Annotated in this window: 17 protein-coding genes; 4 read left to right on the top strand and 13 right to left on the bottom strand. The window is 62.1% G+C overall.

Annotated features, from left to right (window positions below; translation table 11 throughout):
* The first annotated feature begins 35 nt into the window (after window positions 1–35).
* The gene (copM, locus tag ASF66_RS23340) at window positions 36–494 is read left to right on the top strand and encodes a CopM family metallochaperone (protein ID WP_236707132.1); all 459 of its coding nucleotides are present in this window, start codon (window positions 36–38) and stop codon (window positions 492–494) included.
* A gap of 194 nt (window positions 495–688) precedes the next feature.
* On the top strand, window positions 689–1516 hold the full coding sequence (nadE, locus tag ASF66_RS20470; protein WP_056845141.1) for an ammonia-dependent NAD(+) synthetase: 828 nt from the start codon (window positions 689–691) through the stop codon (window positions 1514–1516).
* A gap of 92 nt (window positions 1517–1608) precedes the next feature.
* Here the strand turns inward: nadE and pdxJ are convergent, their stop codons facing one another.
* The 11 genes from pdxJ to rpoE all read right to left on the bottom strand — a co-directional run bounded on the left by pdxJ (window position 1609) and on the right by rpoE (window position 12031).
* Complete coding sequence (gene pdxJ, locus ASF66_RS20465) at window positions 1609–2352, bottom strand: pyridoxine 5'-phosphate synthase (RefSeq protein WP_056845140.1); 744 nt, start codon at window positions 2350–2352, stop codon at window positions 1609–1611.
* A gap of 41 nt (window positions 2353–2393) precedes the next feature.
* Window positions 2394–3080: a DNA repair protein RecO gene (gene recO, locus ASF66_RS20460; RefSeq protein ID WP_056845139.1), complete on the bottom strand. Its 687-nt coding sequence runs from the start codon at window positions 3078–3080 to the stop codon at window positions 2394–2396.
* A 154-nt stretch (window positions 3081–3234) separates the two neighbouring features.
* Window positions 3235–4137, bottom strand: coding sequence for a GTPase Era (era, locus tag ASF66_RS20455; protein WP_056845138.1), 903 nt, complete (start codon window positions 4135–4137; stop codon window positions 3235–3237).
* Window positions 4130–4819, bottom strand: coding sequence for a ribonuclease III (rnc, locus tag ASF66_RS20450; protein WP_049860726.1), 690 nt, complete (start codon window positions 4817–4819; stop codon window positions 4130–4132). Before rnc ends, era begins: the two co-directional genes overlap by 8 nt.
* A complete protein-coding gene (locus ASF66_RS20445) occupies window positions 4816–5193 on the bottom strand; it encodes a DUF4845 domain-containing protein (protein ID WP_056845168.1) in 378 nt (125 codons plus the stop codon). Before ASF66_RS20445 ends, rnc begins: the two co-directional genes overlap by 4 nt.
* A gap of 52 nt (window positions 5194–5245) precedes the next feature.
* Window positions 5246–6100 carry a signal peptidase I gene (gene lepB / locus ASF66_RS20440; protein ID WP_049860725.1) on the bottom strand — a complete coding sequence of 285 codons (855 nt, stop codon included), beginning with the start codon at window positions 6098–6100 and terminating at the stop codon, window positions 5246–5248.
* Window positions 6101–6109: 9 nt separating this feature from the next.
* On the bottom strand, window positions 6110–7906 hold the full coding sequence (gene lepA / locus ASF66_RS20435; RefSeq protein WP_049860724.1) for a translation elongation factor 4: 1797 nt from the start codon (window positions 7904–7906) through the stop codon (window positions 6110–6112).
* Window positions 7907–8160: 254 nt separating this feature from the next.
* Window positions 8161–9546, bottom strand: a complete 1386-nt coding sequence (locus ASF66_RS20430; RefSeq protein WP_236690508.1) for a DegQ family serine endoprotease — start codon at window positions 9544–9546, stop codon at window positions 8161–8163.
* Window positions 9547–9866: 320 nt separating this feature from the next.
* On the bottom strand, window positions 9867–10817 hold the full coding sequence (locus tag ASF66_RS20425; RefSeq protein ID WP_056845137.1) for a MucB/RseB C-terminal domain-containing protein: 951 nt from the start codon (window positions 10815–10817) through the stop codon (window positions 9867–9869).
* Window positions 10818–10825: 8 nt separating this feature from the next.
* Window positions 10826–11419: a sigma-E factor negative regulatory protein gene (locus tag ASF66_RS20420; RefSeq protein WP_056845136.1), complete on the bottom strand. Its 594-nt coding sequence runs from the start codon at window positions 11417–11419 to the stop codon at window positions 10826–10828.
* 30 nt (window positions 11420–11449) lie between these two features.
* Entirely contained in the window at window positions 11450–12031 is a 582-nt protein-coding gene (rpoE, locus tag ASF66_RS20415) for an RNA polymerase sigma factor RpoE (RefSeq protein ID WP_011535354.1), read from the bottom strand.
* Window positions 12032–12596: 565 nt separating this feature from the next.
* Between rpoE and nadB the strand changes: the two genes are divergently transcribed.
* Window positions 12597–14213 carry an L-aspartate oxidase gene (gene nadB / locus ASF66_RS20410; protein ID WP_056845135.1) on the top strand — a complete coding sequence of 539 codons (1617 nt, stop codon included), beginning with the start codon at window positions 12597–12599 and terminating at the stop codon, window positions 14211–14213.
* Here the strand turns inward: nadB and ASF66_RS20405 are convergent.
* Together ASF66_RS20405 and ASF66_RS20400 are read right to left on the bottom strand one after the other, a co-directional pair.
* On the bottom strand, window positions 14182–14634 hold the full coding sequence (locus tag ASF66_RS20405; protein WP_056845134.1) for a protein YgfX: 453 nt from the start codon (window positions 14632–14634) through the stop codon (window positions 14182–14184). The two genes, nadB and ASF66_RS20405, sit on opposite strands and share 32 nt — an antisense overlap.
* The gene (locus ASF66_RS20400; RefSeq protein ID WP_043187050.1) at window positions 14618–14872 is read right to left on the bottom strand and encodes an FAD assembly factor SdhE; all 255 of its coding nucleotides are present in this window, start codon (window positions 14870–14872) and stop codon (window positions 14618–14620) included. Before ASF66_RS20400 ends, ASF66_RS20405 begins: the two co-directional genes overlap by 17 nt.
* 126 nt (window positions 14873–14998) lie before the next feature.
* Here ASF66_RS20400 and ygfZ point away from each other — a divergent pair, with 126 nt between their 5' ends.
* Window positions 14999–15940, top strand: coding sequence for a CAF17-like 4Fe-4S cluster assembly/insertion protein YgfZ (gene ygfZ / locus ASF66_RS20395; protein ID WP_056845133.1), 942 nt, complete (start codon window positions 14999–15001; stop codon window positions 15938–15940).
* The last annotated feature ends 48 nt before the right edge of the window (window positions 15941–15988 follow it).

Genomic DNA, 15988 nt, shown 5'->3' with positions numbered 1-15988 from the left:
GATAACCAATAAATCCGCTCCTTCACGGACTGACCTTGATCGTCCGCGAAGGTTTTCGGAAAACATTGCGTACACTCGAACAGCCCCCACACGGAACCTTCCTCACGGCTGCCCGTCAACCCATCGAACCCACTCTCGGATTGGTCACTACCATGAAAACCACCGCCGCCCTGCTCCTGGCCTGTATGGCCGCCCCCGCCTTCGCTGCCGAGATGTCGCACAGCAACAGCGACATGACGCCGATGCAGCATGAATACATGATGAGCATGGAAACCATGCAGAAATCCATGCACGAAGGCGGTATGGAAAAAGACGCCGACGTGGCGTTCGCCAAAGGCATGCTAGCCCACCACAAGGCGGCGCTGGACATGGCCAGGATCGAGCTCAAATACGGCAAGGACGCGGAGATGCGCAAGCTGGCCGAAGACATTATCAAGGCCCAGCAGGTCGAGATCGACCAGATGGAGACATGGGTCAAGAAGCATCAGAAGTGATGTAGACGTTCGCCTGGGAGTGCCGCCCCCTTCGCCCTCTGCCCAAAAGCCCGCTGCGTCCCACTGTAGGTGCATACACTGTGGGAGCGGGCTCTGCCCGCGAAGAGGCCAGTATGACCACTCCAACACTCCCCCTATTTTCGATGTAAGCTTTCACCCTCCCCGCTCGAACCCCACCTTCAAGGAGTCCGCCCATGAGCAACCGCCAAAGCGAGATCGCCGCCGCCCTGGCCGTGGTCCCCCCGTTCGCCGACGACCACGCCATCGATCAGGAAATAGAACGCCGCAAGGCCTTCATCAAGCAGTGCCTGACCACGGCTGGCTTGAAGGTCCTGGTGCTGGGCATCAGCGGCGGGGTCGATTCGCTCACGGCCGGACGCCTGGCACAGCTGGCCATCGAAGAACTGCGCGAGAGCACGGGTGAAACCGACTACCGATTCATCGCAGTGCGCCTGCCCTACAACGTCCAGCACGACGAGGACGACGCCGCCGCCTCGTTGCGCTTCATCAAGGCGGATGTCGAAGAAACCGTCAACATCGCCAGTGCCGTGCAGGGCCTGGCTCAGCAGACTACCCAGCTGCATGAGCTGAGCGACGCTCGCCGCGATTTCGTCATGGGCAACGCCAAGGCACGCATCCGCATGGTTGCGCAGTACACCATTGCCAATGCCAACAATGGCCTGGTGATCGGCACCGACCACGCCGCCGAGGCCGTCATGGGCTTCTTCACCAAATTCGGTGACGGGGCGTGCGACCTCGCGCCGCTCAGCGGGCTGGTGAAAAACCAGGTGCGCGCCATCGCCCGCCGCCTCGGGGCACCGGACAATCTGGTGATGAAAGTGCCAACGGCGGACCTTGAAGAACTGCGGCCCGGTAAGCCGGACGAAGACGCCCATGGCGTGAGCTACAAGCAGATCGATGCGTTCCTGCACGGCGAGCCGGTGGGCGACGAAGCCTACGCGATTATCGTCAAGGCGTATGACCAGACGCATCACAAACGTGTGCTGCCGTTTTCGCCTTGAGCCGGGACCGCAGCGAGCCGTTCGCGGCCGCTGACCGCTCCTACGGGGGCGGAATACCGTAGGAGCGGTCATAGGCCGCGAAAGCTTTTCTTTCAGCCCCTGCTGGCTACCTGAATCAACGCCTTCATCTCCGCCACCGCCGCCTTGAACCCGACGAACAACGCATGGGCCACCAAAGCGTGACCGATGTTCAACTCGTTCACGCCGCGAATCGCCGCTACCGCTTGAACGTTGTGATAGTGCAGGCCATGGCCGGCATTGACGATCAAGCCCTGCCCCAGGCCGAAGCCGACGCCATCGACGATACGCTGCAGCTCAGCGGCCACTTCGCTTGGGGTCTGGGCATCGGCGTAGCGGCCGGTGTGCAGCTCGATCACCGGCGCGCCGATGCGCTTCGAGGCTTCGATCTGGCGCTCGTCGGCATCGATGAACAGCGACACTTCGCAGCCCAGCTTGCTCAGGCGCTCGACCGCGGCCTTGATCTTGGCTTCCTGCCCGGCGACGTCCAGACCACCCTCGGTGGTCAGCTCTTCACGGGTTTCGGGTACCAAGCATACATGGGCCGGACGAATCTGCTCGGCGAAGGTCAGCATGGCCTCGGTCACGCCCATTTCGAAGTTCATGCGGGTCTGCAAGACGTCCTTGAGCAGCAGCACATCGCGCGGCTGGATGTGCCGGCGGTCTTCGCGCAGGTGCACGGTGATACCGTCGGCGCCCGCTTCCTCGGCGTCGAGCGCGGCCTTGATCGGGTCGGGATAGCGCGTGCCACGGGCCTGGCGCAAGGTCGCCACGTGATCGATGTTGACGCCCAACAGAATGCGGTTACAGGTATCCACGAGAACTCTCCGAAAAATCCAGGGCACAGCATACGTGTTGGTCAGGGCTTGCGAAACAACTCGCGGCTGACCAGCGGACGACCGCCCAGATGCACGGCCAGGGCCTGGCGCATCAGGCGCTTGGCTGCGGCCAGCGCGCCTGGCGTTTCCCAACTGGCCTGGGCCATCGCAAGTAATTCGGCGCCCTGAAACAGTCCGGGTTGCAGCAGCTCGACGCGCTCCAGGCCGGCATCCACCAACAGGCGGTACAAGCCGTCGGTTGCCACCGGGTCACCGTTGACGTCCACGTCCAGAGCGAAGCCATAGCCGAGCTGGTCCAGCAGGCGCCATTCGAAGGAGCGCAGCAGAGGCTCCAGAGCACGCCCAGCGCCGAGCGCCTGGAGGGTCGCGGCGTAGTGTTCGAACACCTGAGGATGAGGGTCTTCGCTGGGCAACAGGCGAATGATCAACTCGTTGAGGTACAGGCCGCTGAACAGCGCGTCACCGAGCATCCAGACCGCCACGCCGGCGGATTCCATGCGCGAGACGTTCTTGAGTTCGCCTTTGCCGCGAAACTCGACTTCCAATGGCACGAAGGGCCGCGCCAGGGTGCCGGCCTTGCCGCGCGCATTGCGCAGCACGGCGCGCAGGCGGCCCTGGGGGGTGAGAAAGTCGACCAAGGCGCTGGTTTCGCGATAGGCACGCGAGTGCAGGACGTAGGCGGGTTGTGGGATTGGGGTGGTCGACATGTGGGCGACTCGGGGTTAGCGGGTGTCTGGGCGGGCCTCTTCGCCGCCTTACGCGCAAGCCCGCTCCCACAGAGATCGCGCACGCCCGGCGATGTGCTTCCCCGTAGGAGCGGTCAGTGGCCGCGAAAAGGCCAACGCGAGGCCAGGTTGTGGATTACTGGTCGTTATACCCCAGCGAACGCAGCGCGCGCTCGTCATCGGACCAGCCGCCCTTCACTTTCACCCACAGATTGAGCATGACCTTGGAGTCGAACAGCACCTCCATGTCCTTGCGGGCCTCCATGCCGATACGCTTGATGCGCTCGCCCTTGTCGCCAATGATGATCTTCTTCTGACCATCGCGTTCGACCAGGATCAAGGCATGGATGTGCAGGGTCTTGCCCTGCTGCTTGAATTCTTCGATTTCCACGGTGATCTGGTACGGCAGCTCGGCACCCAGCTGGCGCATGATCTTTTCGCGCACCAGTTCGGCGGCCAGGAAGCGACTGCTGCGATCGGTGATCTGGTCTTCCGGGAAGAAATGCTCGTTCTCGGGCAAGTGCCCGGCAATGACCTTTTCCAACGCGTCCAGGTTATGCCCCTGCTGCGCGGAAATCGGTACGATCTCGGCGTTCGGCAACTGCTCCTGCAGCCAGGTCAGGTGCGGCATCAGGTCAGCCTTGTCCTCGATGCGATCGGTCTTGTTGATCGCCAGGATCACCGGCCCCTGCACGTACTGCACGCGCTCCAGAACCAGCTGGTCTTCGTCCGTCCACTTGGTGCGGTCGACCACGAAGATCACCACATCGACGTCTTTCAACGCCGCCGACGCGGTCTTGTTCATGTAGCGGTTCAGGGCTTTCTCGTTGCCCTTGTGCATGCCCGGGGTATCCACGTAGACCGCCTGGATCTCGCCTTCGGTCTTGATGCCCAGCATGTTGTGGCGGGTGGTCTGCGGCTTGCGCGACGTGATCGCCAGCTTCTGCCCCAGGATGTGGTTGAGCAGCGTCGACTTGCCGACATTCGGGCGGCCAACGATGGCTACATAGCCACAACGGGTAACGGGTGCATCAGTCATTGCCATTCTCCACGCCCAGGGCGATCAGGGCAGACGCGGCGGCCACCTGTTCGGCGATGCGACGGCTGACGCCCTGGCCCCGGCTTTTCTCATTCAGAAGGACGACTTCACACTCGACGAAAAACTGTCGGCAGTGCGGGTCGCCCTGGATATCCACCACTTCATAGCGCGGCAGTTCAGCACCGCGCGACTGGAGGAACTCCTGCAGGCGGGTCTTGGGATCTTTGTTGGTATCGACCAGGGTCAGCCCTTCGAACTGACCTTCCAGCCAGGCCAGCACACGATCGCGCGCTGCCTCCATACCGGCGTCCAGGTAGATGGCGCCGATCAAGGCTTCCAGCGCATCGGCCAGGATCGATTCACGACGGAAACCGCCACTCTTCAGTTCGCCCGAGCCCAGGCGCAGGTAGTCGCCCAGATCGAAGCCGCGGGCCAGGATGGCCAGGGTCTCGCCCTTGACCAGGCGCGCTCGCAGCCGTGAAAGCTGCCCTTCACGGGCCTGCGGGAAGCGTTCGAACAGCGCTTCGCCCGCCACGAAATTGAGGATCGCATCGCCCAGAAACTCGAGACGCTCGTTGTTGCGCCCGGCGAAGCTGCGGTGAGTCAGTGCCAGCACCATCAGGTCCTGGTCCTTGAAGGTGTAGCCCAGTTGGCGCTCGAGGCGGCCGAGGGAAGCGGTCACGGCTTGACCACGCTGAACTGACGATCGAACTTCACTACCACGTCCAGATTCTGGATCAGTGGCTCACGCTTTTCATACTTGAGGTGGGCCTGAAACACATTGCCCGCATCGGTGACGCTCAAAACCTTGTTCAAATCCAGATCCTGAATATTGTTGACCTGCATGGCCCGGCTGACGTGGCCATAGAATTCACCCACCGTATCGACTCGGGCGGACTTGTCGGCGCCGATCGATTCGATGGCTTGGGAAAGGGTCCGGTTATCCATGTAGTGCGGCACCAGCTTGAAAGCCGTGCTCGCCACGAACGCCACCACCGCCAGCGTCAGCAACCAGCCGACGATGGACATGCCTTGCTGAGACTTCACTGCGTTCATGCCGGACACCTCGGAAAACATTCGGCGCCGTCCATGGACGGCGCCGGCAGCGCTACTTGATCAGCCCGACTCGGGAGAAGTTGGGCAAGTGGCTGAGCTTGGGTTCAGGCCAGCTCATCCAGATGGCGAAGGCCTTGCCGACGATGTTCTGGTCGGGGACCATGCCCAGCAGCTCCTTGGGAATCGACGGGTCATCCCAGTAGCGGCTGTCGTTGGAGTTGTCACGGTTGTCACCCATCATGAAGTAGTGCCCGGCGGGCACCGTCCACTGGCTGTCGGGCGGCGCACGGTAGCGCGACATTTCCTGACGGATCACGTGTTCGACCTCGCCCAGCTTTTCCTTGTACAACTCGGCGCTGCCCAGACTGCCCGGCTCGCTGCCGACCAGCTGGCGAGCGATCAACTCGCCGTTGACGTAAAGCTGCTTGTCCGAAGTGTAGCGAATCCGGTCGCCCGGCAAGCCGATCACGCGCTTGATGTAGTTGACGTTGGGGTCGCTGGGGTAGCGGAACACCATGACGTCGCCACGCTTGGGATCGTTGACCTCGATGACCTTCTTGTCCAGCACCGGCAGGCGAATGCCGTAGGAGAACTTGTTGACGAGGATGAAATCACCCACTTCCAGGGTCGGGATCATCGAACCCGACGGGATCTGGAACGGCTCAACCAGAAACGAACGCAACACCAGCACGATGAACAGCACCGGGAAGAACGACTTGCCGTACTCCACCAGCAGCGGTTCCTTATCCAGGCGTTCGACTACCGACGGCTCGGGCTGGCTGACGCTGCCCTCGTAGTTGGCGATCGCAGCCCGTCGCCGTGGCGCCAGGAAGACCAGATCAAGCAAGGCCAGCAGACCGCAAACGGCTACGGCGATAACCAACAACAGCGGGAAATTTAGGGACATAGGACTCGATTATTCCAACCTGAGCACAGCAAGGAAGGCTTCCTGTGGAATTTCCACGTTGCCGACCTGCTTCATGCGTTTCTTACCAGCCTTCTGTTTCTCCAACAGTTTGCGCTTACGGCTCACGTCGCCACCGTAACACTTGGCCAGTACGTTCTTTCTGAGCGCCTTGACAGTGGTCCGGGCGATAATCTGTCCGCCAATGGCGGCCTGGATTGCCACATCGAACATCTGCCGAGGGATCAGCTCCTTCATCTTCTCGGTCAAAGCACGACCCTTGTAGGCCGCGTTGTCGCGGTGCACGATCAGCGCCAGGGCATCGACCTTGTCGCCGTTGATCAGCACGTCCAGCTTGACCAGGTTGGCCGACTGGTAACGCTCGAAATGGTAGTCCAGCGAGGCATAGCCACGGCTGGTGGATTTCAGGCGGTCGAAGAAGTCCAGCACCACTTCGTTCATCGGCAGGTCGTAGCGAACCTGAACCTGGCTGCCGAGGAACTGCATGTCGCGCTGCACGCCGCGCTTCTCGATGCACAGGGTAATGACGTTGCCCAGGTGCTCTTGAGGCACAAGAATAGTCGCCGATACGATCGGCTCGCGGAAGTCTTCGACAGATGAAACATCCGGAAGCTTCGACGGGTTGTCGACATAAATGGTTTCGCCGGTCTTCATGACCACTTCGAAGATCACGCTCGGGGCCGTGGTGATCAGGTCCAGGTCGTACTCGCGCTCCAGGCGCTCCTGGATGATTTCCATGTGCAGCATGCCCAGGAACCCGCAGCGAAAGCCGAAGCCCAAGGCGTCGGAGCTTTCGGGCAGGTATTGCAGCGACGAATCGTTGAGGGTCAGTTTCTGCAGGGCATCGCGGAAGTCTTCGAAGTCTTCCGAGCTGACCGGGAACAAGCCGGCGTAGACCTGTGGCTGAATGCGCTTGAAACCGGGCAGCACAGGCACGTCAGGGGTACTGCTCAAGGTCAGGGTGTCGCCGACCGGCGCACCGTGAATGTCCTTGATGCTGCCGATGATGAAGCCCACTTCGCCAGCCTTGAGGTCGGCCGTTGCGGTGTGCTTGGGAGTGAAGACGCCGACGCTGTCGACCAGGTGCACCTTGCCGGTGGACTTGACCAGAATCTTGTCGCCCTTCTTCACCCGGCCATGGCGCACGCGCACCAGCGAGACGACGCCCAGGTAGTTGTCGAACCAGGAGTCGATGATCAGGGCCTGCAGCGGCGCATCGATGTCACCGGTAGGCGCCGGAATGGTATGCACCAGGCGCTCGAGTACGTCGATCACGCCCATGCCGCTCTTGGCGCTGCACGCTACGGCGTCGGTGGCGTCGATGCCGATGATTTTCTCGATCTCGTCCTTGACCTTGTCCGGATCGGCCTGGGGCAAGTCCATCTTGTTCAACACCGGCATCACTTCCAGGCCCTGCTCGATGGCCGTGTAGCAGTTGGCCACGGACTGGGCTTCGACGCCCTGCCCCGCATCGACCACCAGCAGCGCACCTTCGCAAGCCGCCAGCGAGCGGCTGACTTCATAGGTGAAGTCGACATGGCCTGGGGTGTCGATGAAGTTCAGCTGGTAGGTTTTGCCGTCCTGCGCCTTGTAGTGCAGGGTGACGCTGTGCGCCTTGATGGTGATCCCGCGCTCACGCTCCAGGTCCATGGAGTCCAGGACTTGGGCCTCCATTTCGCGGTCGGCCAAGCCGCCGCACATCTGGATGAACCGATCGGCGAGGGTCGACTTGCCGTGATCGATGTGGGCGATGATGGAGAAATTGCGGATATGACTCAAATCACTCACGGGTCAACACTCAAAAAGGCTGCGGGCCGGACGCCCAACGAAAAATAGCCGGGAATTGTACCTGAATAACGTTCGGGTGTGGGAGCCGGTGGGTTATGGGTGGCAGTGCCGACGTCTTCGCGGGCAGAGTCCCGCTCCCACAGTTCATGCGATCACTCGGTTCCGTGTGGGAGCGGGTCTCTGCCCGCGAAGGCCACACCACCGATCACAAAAAAGGCGACCCGAAGGTCGCCTTTCGTTCACCTACCCCAAGCTTATTCAGCCAGCTTAAAGGTAATGAAGCTCGCCCGCCCCTGACGCAGCACGCGCATGGACACCGAACGATTCTTCGGCAGGCCCTTGGCGATGTCGGCGAACTGCTTCGACGACTCGATGGCCTGGTTGTTCAGGTGGGTGATGACATCACCAGGCTGCAGGCCGATCAGTGCCGCCGGACCGTCCTGCACTTCCTTGATGACCACGCCGCCCTTGAGCTCCAGCGACTTCTTCTGCTCGGCAGTCAGTTCCGCGACCGAGACGCCGAGGCGGTTGCTGCTACGCTCGGTCTGGGCCTTGGCACCGGCATCCAGGTCCTGATCGTCATCGGGCATCGCGCCGACGGTGACGTCGATGGTGCGGCGCTTGCCTTCGCGGATCACTTCCAGGCTCGCCTTCGCACCGGCCTTGAGACCGCCCACGAGATGCGGCAGGTCGGCCGACATGTCGATCGGCTGGCCGTTCATGCTCAGGATCACGTCACCCACCTGCAAGCCACCCTTGGCGGCCGGGCCGTCTTCGAGCACCTGCGCGACCAGTGCGCCGGCCGGCTTGTCCAGACCGAACGACTCGGCCAGGTCCTTGTTGACCTCCTGAATGACCACACCCAACCAGCCGCGGCTAACCTTGCCGTCTTTCTTGAGCTGATCCGACACATCCAGGGCCACGTCGATCGGAATGGCGAAGGACAGGCCCATGAAGCCACCGGAGCGGGTGAAGATCTGCGAGTTGATACCCACCACTTCACCGTTCATGTTGAACAGCGGACCACCCGAGTTGCCTGGGTTGATGGCCACGTCGGTCTGGATGAACGGCACGTAGGCGTCATTGGGCAAGGTACGCCCCTTGGCGCTGACGATACCCTTGGTCACCGAATGGTCGAAGCCGAACGGCGAGCCGATGGCCAGCACCCATTCGCCCACTTTAAGCTTGGCGGAATCACCCAGCTTCACTGTGGGCAGGTTCTTGCCATCGATTTTCAGCAACGCCACGTCGGTCCGTGGATCGGTGCCGACCAGTTTGGCCTTGAGCTCGCTGCGGTCGGACAGACGCACGATGATTTCGTCGGCATCGGCGATCACGTGGTTATTGGTCAGCACATAGCCGTCAGCCGAAACGATGAACCCCGAGCCCAGCGACTGCGCTTCGCGCTGCCGATCGCCGCGCTGCGGAGACCGTGGTCCGCCGCGCGGCATGTTGCGCTCGAAGAACTCGCGGAACATCGGCGGCAGACCTTCCAGGTCCGGCATCTGGCTTGCAGCCACACCGCGGTCCGGCAGTTTCTGCGTGGTACTGATGTTCACCACGGCAGGCGACGCCTGCTCGACCAGTGTCGTGAAATCAGGCAGCGCTTCAGCCTGGACGCTGGCGATCTGGCCCAGCATCAGCACTGCCGCGAACAGTGAAAGAAAGGGTTTGAAACGTGGTATCGACATACGGCTCCCGTTCGTAACGAGCGTGGTTGAGCATTAGGGTTGTGCAGCCGCTGAAGGCGAATTCAGCGCAGAGCGGAATCGATGCTTGACTGCGGCGCACGGCAGCGAACCTGTGACGACCAAAACGGTCCGCCCCCGAAGCACAGACCTATAAGAAAAAAATCGGCGGTTTGCAACCCGCATGAAACAGGTTTCACGTTAACGCTCGATGATTATCCAAGCATGAAGCGTTAGCGAGGGCCATGACCGCGCCATGAGGCGCGTACCCTTCAGCGGACGGCATGAATGTCTTGCCGCTGTATCGACAGGGCAATTCGCTCCGCTGTACCCAAGGGAATTTCACCCACCACGGTGACCATCATTTCGCCGTCCGAAGACTTCAAGCGACGCGACACGGCCGCCGTCGGCCCCAGCTGGACGCGGGTATCGCGCGCTGCAGCGCCATTGAGTGGTTCAAGAAACACGGAGAAATGCGCGAGGCCGTCGGCGTACAGCAAACTGGTTACTTCGGCGTTGCTGGCAGAAGATTTGCGCTGAGCGGTACGCGCCAATTCGAAGCCGGCAGGTATCCATTTGGCCTGCCAGGCCAAGGCATTGCCGGGGATCGACCCGCTGCTCGCATGCAACACAGGCTTACAATTTGGCGTTGCTTTCAAGTCGACAGGCGCAGGTGCTCCTGGCTGAAGCTGGGTGTACTGTAGACGTTCGAGCAGACGGCCTTTGGCGTCGATCAACAGGGATTTGAGCAACAGCCCCGTGTGCGCATCCAGGTGCATTTCGAAGGCGTAGCGGTCACGATCACGCGGCACCATCGTCACGACCACAGCGTCGCGCCCGGCGACTCGCGAAGCACCGGCCACACGCAGTTGGTACCACGACATCAGCTTGAGCGGATCGAGGGTAGCGACAGCGCTGCCGGACACCTTGCCAACCCCGGACGCTGGACTGCCTGTCATGCAGGTCAGCCGACCGTCGGTCTGCACGCGCTCGGAGGCGACGCCGTCGAGCTTGAGCACACGGTCGTGCACCGCGCCGTTACCGGCGCGGTGCCATATCTGGTAGGTAGAAAAGTCACCGTCGCGTTCGTAGACGAACGTCCCCTGGAAATCCTGCGTACGCTCGGCTTGCGCCATTGCGTCAAGCCATTGAGCCGCATCGGGTGCAGCAATGGCTGGTGCGGCCAGGCCAAGTAGAATTGGCAGAAACAGGACCGCACGCATGATCGGGATTAACGGTTTTCCATGCTTGCGGAGCGGGCGGATGGCAGGGCACTGTCAGAACCTTTGGCAGCGGCTTCTTGCGAATGCTGACGCAGGTAACCTGGCAGACGCTGGTCGTTCAGACCTTCTTCGCCTTTGAGCACACCGCTGGCCATCGGGCCTGGCGCATCGGAGCTGTCCGGTGTGTAACCGGCCAGCACGGCTGGACCTTGCACCATCGGGGTCGACGGGGCTTGCTGAGCTGGCTGCTGCTGAGCGAGCTCGGACCCGGTGATGTCGTCCTGGTTGTACAGGCGAACACCGGCCAGCACGGCAACGGTCACCGATGCCGCAACGGCCAGACGACCGAGGCTGCGCCACGGGCCGCGAGCAGCCGGGGCTGGGGCGATGTCTTCGGCAATGGCTACCGACACCGCCGCCGACAGATCCAGACACGGATCCAGAAGATCCTTGTGCATGACGGCACGAACGAGCTGGTACCGTGCCCAGGTGGCACGGACCTCGACATCGTCCAGCGCGGTCAGTACCCGACGCAGTTCCAATTCGTCCGCTTCGTTATCCATCACTGCGGACAGCGATTCCTGCAGGGCTTCACGACTCATGGCGTTCCTCTCTTGGCTATCGCCGCTGTCTCAGGATTCCTGCAACAACGGCTGCAGGGCTTTGTCGATGGCTTCCCGGGCACGGAAAATCCGCGACCGCACGGTCCCCACCGGACACTGCATGACACTGGCAATGTCTTCGTAACTCAGACCGTCGAACTCGCGCAGCGTCAATGCCGTGCGCAGGTCTTCAGGCAGCTGCTGGATGGTTCGATGGACGGTGCCTTCGATCTCATCGCGCAGCAATGAACGTTCTGGAGATTCGAGGTCCTTGAGGCCATGATCGCCGTCATAGAACTCTGCATCTTCAGAACTTACGTCGCTGTCCGGTGGCCTGCGTCCGCGGGACACCAGATAGTTTTTCGCCGTATTGATGGCGATGCGATACAGCCACGTATAGAACGCGCTGTCTCCGCGAAAGTTGCCCAATGCGCGGTAGGCCTTGATGAAAGCCTCCTGCGCCACGTCCTGGGCTTCATGGGTGTCGTGCACGAATCGCACGATCAACCCGAGAATCTTGTGCTGGTATTTCAGCACCAACAGATCGAAAGCTCGCCGATCACCGCGTTGTACACGCTCGACCAGCTGCTGATCCTCTTCCTGGGTTAGCATGAACACTCCTCATGGGTCCGGAAGGAGCGCTGCTCAGGCCATCGTTCAGGCTTGCAACCATAGACTCGGGCTATTCGCAAAAGTTCTCCCCTCCAGGCAAGTTTCCCGCAGGCCCGGATCAAGCCTGCACGGAAAGCGCAGCTCGAACGTGCCGAGCTGCGCCGATAATCTTTTCACCGATGACAGCACCCGGACCTAGCCGGTGCGCTCGTTGTTCGGCATTGTTTCCTTCTTACGGGCAACCTTCTATTGATTGCAGGGGTTCTAGGAAAGTTCCCACAAATACGAAGGTGAAGCCCTACACACAAAGGCCTTGGATTCCTGGGACTGAGGTGGTTCAGCCCGACTACCGGCCCAAAGTGCCTGCCGCCATAGCGCAAGCCTTGATGTGGCTGCTATAAATGCCGCGCCATACCGGTGGGAAACGATTCCATCGTGTGTCGAAGGTGCCGCTATTGTGCCGCTACCCCCTTGGATATACCAGCGGGATGTGCACAACGGGCGCGAACGGCGCGGTGGATGGTGACTCACGCGACATTACTTTCGGCATGCGGATGACCTTCGAATGGGTAAGCAACGGCAACACGATGTTCTGGTAATCGGTAGCGGAGCCGCGGGCTTGAGCCTTGCGCTGGCATTGCCCGCCACGCTGCGCATCGCGGTCATCAGCAAGGGCGGGCTCGGCGACGGCTCCACACCGTGGGCCCAAGGCGGGGTCGCCGCCGTGCTTGCAGACTCCGACAGCGTGGAAGCTCACGTGCAGGACACCCTCGATGCCGGCGCCGGCCTGTGCAATGAAGAAGCGGTGCGCTTCACGGTGCAGCACAGCCGCGCAGCGATTCAGTGGCTGGTCGAAATGGGTGTGCCGCTTACCCGCGAAGATGATTCGGATCCGGAGCATACCGGCTTCCCCTTTCACCTCACGCGCGAAGGAGGCCATAGCCAGCGCCGCATCATCCATGCGGCCGATGCCACCGGCGCGGCTCTGTTCGACACCCTGCTGGCCCAGGCGCGCTTGCGCCCGAACATCGAGTTGCTGGAACAGTGCGCTGCCGTCGACCTGATCACCGAACGGCGCCTGGGCCGCACGGAGGATCGCTGTCTTGGCGCTTATGTGCTGGATCACCGCAGCGGTGAAGTGGACACCCACGGGGCGCGCTTCACCGTACTGGCCACCGGCGGCGCTGCCAAGGTATACCTCTATACCAGCAACCCCGACGGCGCCTGCGGCGATGGCATTGCCATGGCCTGGCGCGCAGGCTGTCGTGTGGCCAATCTGGAATTCAACCAGTTCCACCCCACCTGCCTTTACCACCCCCAGGCCAAGAGTTTCCTGATCACCGAGGCGCTGCGCGGTGAAGGCGCCCTGCTCACGCTGGCCAATGGCGAACGTTTCATGCCGCGTTTCGATGCACGTGCAGAACTCGCACCGCGCGATATCGTCGCGCGCGCGATCGACCACGAGATGAAGCGCACGGGTGCCGAATGCGTGTACCTGGACATCAGCCACAAGCCGGCGGACTTCGTGCGCAGCCATTTCCCAACGGTCTACCAGCGCTGCCTGGAATTCGGCATCGACATCACCTGCGAGCGCATTCCCGTCGTGCCCGCAGCGCACTACACCTGCGGTGGCGTGCGGGTCGATGAGCATGGCTGCACCGACGTCCCCCGCCTGTACGCCATTGGCGAGACCAGCTCCACCGGCCTGCACGGCGCCAATCGCATGGCCAGCAACTCGTTGCTCGAGTGCATCGTCTATGCGCGCTCGGCCGCCGAGCACATCGTCGCGCAACTGGACCAGACCCAAGCGCCCGGGCCGTTGCCGCAGTGGGACGCGAGCCAGGTGACCGATTCGGACGAAGACGTGATCATCGCCCACAACTGGGACGAGTTGCGTCGCTTCATGTGGGACTACGTAGGCATCGTGCGCACCACCAAGCGCTTGCAGCGCGCGCAGCATCGTGTTCGCCTGCTGCTCGACGAGATCGACGAGTTCTACAGCAACTACAAGGTCAGCCGGGACCTGATCGAACTGCGCAATCTGGCACAGGTGGCCGAGCTGATGATCACGTCGGCCATGCAGCGCAAGGAAAGCCGCGGCCTGCATTACACGCTGGACTATCCGGACCTGCTGCCGCAGGCGCAGGACACTATCCTGCAGCCGCCCACCTTCGTCGGCTGAATTTGAGGCGCAGACGCAAGCGCCGGTGAGTGTCTGCTTCCAGGCCGTCGGGCAGCACGCAGGCGCTGCGCACGCGGCGCTGGCCTGCCAGGCGGAATCGCAGAATGACCACCTGCGGCAGCGCCATGCTGTCCGGACGCAGTTGCACCGCCTGCCAGCCATCGGCCTCGGTCCACACCGACCAGCCACTGCGATCGCGACGTAGACCGGTCACAGCCTGCGGGTGAACAAGTAGCACTTGTCGCGGCAGCACATAAAGCCCATGCGCAATGCACAGCACCCCGGCCGCCAAGTGCACGAGCACCGGCGCCTCCATCAAGCCGTTCGCCAGCCAGGCGGCGGCCTGCGCCAGTGCGTAGAGCGCCAGCAGCCGTCGTGAAGGCTGCCAGTGGCATTCGAAGCGGTTACTTGGGCTGGACACGGTCCAGGATCATCCGGACCATGCGCTGCAACTCGGGGTCCTGCGATTCATTGCGCTCCATGAACCAGCCGAACATGTCCTGATCTTCACATTCGAGCAGACGCACATAGAGGTCACGATCCACCTGATTCAAGTGGGGATAGACTTCCTTGACGAAAGGCACCAGCAACACGTCCAGCTCCAGCATGCCGCGGCGGCTGTGCCAGTAAAGCCGGTTGAGTTCAACGTTTTCGACCATGGGGGGCTCCTTGAATAGGCGCGCAGTATACAGACGCGCCGATGGGGTGTCAGGGCCGCAGGGATAGCATTCCCCCGGTGCGGGGCTCTATGATGATGTCCATTCTTTTCAACTCAGCGATGACCCATGTCCGATACCGCTATGTTCTGCACCCTGACCCACGAGGGCGTCCTGGCCGTTCGCGGCTCGGACGCCAGCAAGTTTCTGCAGGGCCAGCTGACCTGCAATCTCAACTACCTGGACGAGCACACTGCCAGCCTCGGTGCGCGCTGCACCCAGAAAGGCCGCATGCAGTCCAGCTTCCGCATCCTGTTGCAAGGCGATGGCTGCGTGCTGGCCATGGCTCGCGGCCTGCTCGAAGCGCAGTTGGCCGACCTGAAAAAGTACGCCGTGTTCTCCAAGTCCAAGTTGACCGACGAAAGCGACGCCTGGGTGCGTTTCGGCGTACAGCATGGCGATGGCGCTCTGACTGCCCTGGGCCTGCAACTGCCCCTGGAAACCGACGCGGTGGTGCGCCATGGCGCGCTGATCGCGGTACGGGTATCCCCCGCCCGAGCCGAGCTGTGGGCGCCTGCCGAGCAAGCGGAAAATCTGGCCGCGCGGCTGGGTGAACAATTGGCTCAGGGCTCGCTCGACGAGTGGCTGCTGGGGCAGATCCGCGCCGGTATCGGTCAAGTAGTGGAACCGACCCGCGAGCTGTTCATCCCGCAGATGCTCAACCTGCAGGCCGTGGGCGGCGTGAGCTTCAAGAAGGGTTGCTACACCGGCCAGGAAATCGTCGCGCGCATGCAGTACCTGGGCAAGCTCAAGCGCCGCCTCTACCACGTCCGACTGGCCGGTTCGACACGACCGGAGCCAGGCACCGGGCTGTTCTCGCCGGTGCACGGCAGCGCCATCGGCGAGATCGCCCTGGCCGCACCGACGGCCGATGGCTATGAGGCCTTGGCAGTACTCCAAGACAACGCCGTCGAAGATGGTCGCATCCATCTGGGCAGCCTTGAAGGTCCGGCGCTGGAACTTCTCACCTTGCCCTATACACTTGATCGAGACCGAGAAATCCAGCGCTAGCAGCGTCCTGCCCAGCGCTAGCAGCGCCCTGCACAGGGCCTGCGCACT

The sequence above is a fragment of the Pseudomonas sp. Leaf129 genome, assembly GCF_001423465.1.
In the GTDB taxonomy this organism is placed as follows: Bacteria; Pseudomonadota; Gammaproteobacteria; order Pseudomonadales; family Pseudomonadaceae; genus Aquipseudomonas; species Aquipseudomonas coleopterorum.
The sequence above is the reverse complement of the archived record's forward strand: the minus strand, read 5'-3'. Positions and strand labels throughout refer to the sequence as shown.

Coding starts and splice junctions, on each gene's coding strand:
- ygfZ (WP_056845133.1), top strand. CDS start 14,999: ATGTCCGATACCGCTATGTTCTGCACCCTGACCCACGAGGGCGTCCTG.
- recO (WP_056845139.1), bottom strand. CDS start 3,080: ATGTCGACCACCCCAATCCCACAACCCGCCTACGTCCTGCACTCGCGT.
- era (WP_056845138.1), bottom strand. CDS start 4,137: ATGACTGATGCACCCGTTACCCGTTGTGGCTATGTAGCCATCGTTGGC.
- rpoE (WP_011535354.1), bottom strand. CDS start 12,031: ATGCTAACCCAGGAAGAGGATCAGCAGCTGGTCGAGCGTGTACAACGC.
- nadB (WP_056845135.1), top strand. CDS start 12,597: ATGGGTAAGCAACGGCAACACGATGTTCTGGTAATCGGTAGCGGAGCC.
- lepB (WP_049860725.1), bottom strand. CDS start 6,100: ATGTCCCTAAATTTCCCGCTGTTGTTGGTTATCGCCGTAGCCGTTTGC.
- ASF66_RS20400 (WP_043187050.1), bottom strand. CDS start 14,872: ATGGTCGAAAACGTTGAACTCAACCGGCTTTACTGGCACAGCCGCCGC.
- ASF66_RS20430 (WP_236690508.1), bottom strand. CDS start 9,546: ATGCTGGGCCAGATCGCCAGCGTCCAGGCTGAAGCGCTGCCTGATTTC.
- ASF66_RS20445 (WP_056845168.1), bottom strand. CDS start 5,193: ATGAACGCAGTGAAGTCTCAGCAAGGCATGTCCATCGTCGGCTGGTTG.
- nadE (WP_056845141.1), top strand. CDS start 689: ATGAGCAACCGCCAAAGCGAGATCGCCGCCGCCCTGGCCGTGGTCCCC.
- ASF66_RS20425 (WP_056845137.1), bottom strand. CDS start 10,817: ATGCGTGCGGTCCTGTTTCTGCCAATTCTACTTGGCCTGGCCGCACCA.
- ASF66_RS20420 (WP_056845136.1), bottom strand. CDS start 11,419: ATGAGTCGTGAAGCCCTGCAGGAATCGCTGTCCGCAGTGATGGATAAC.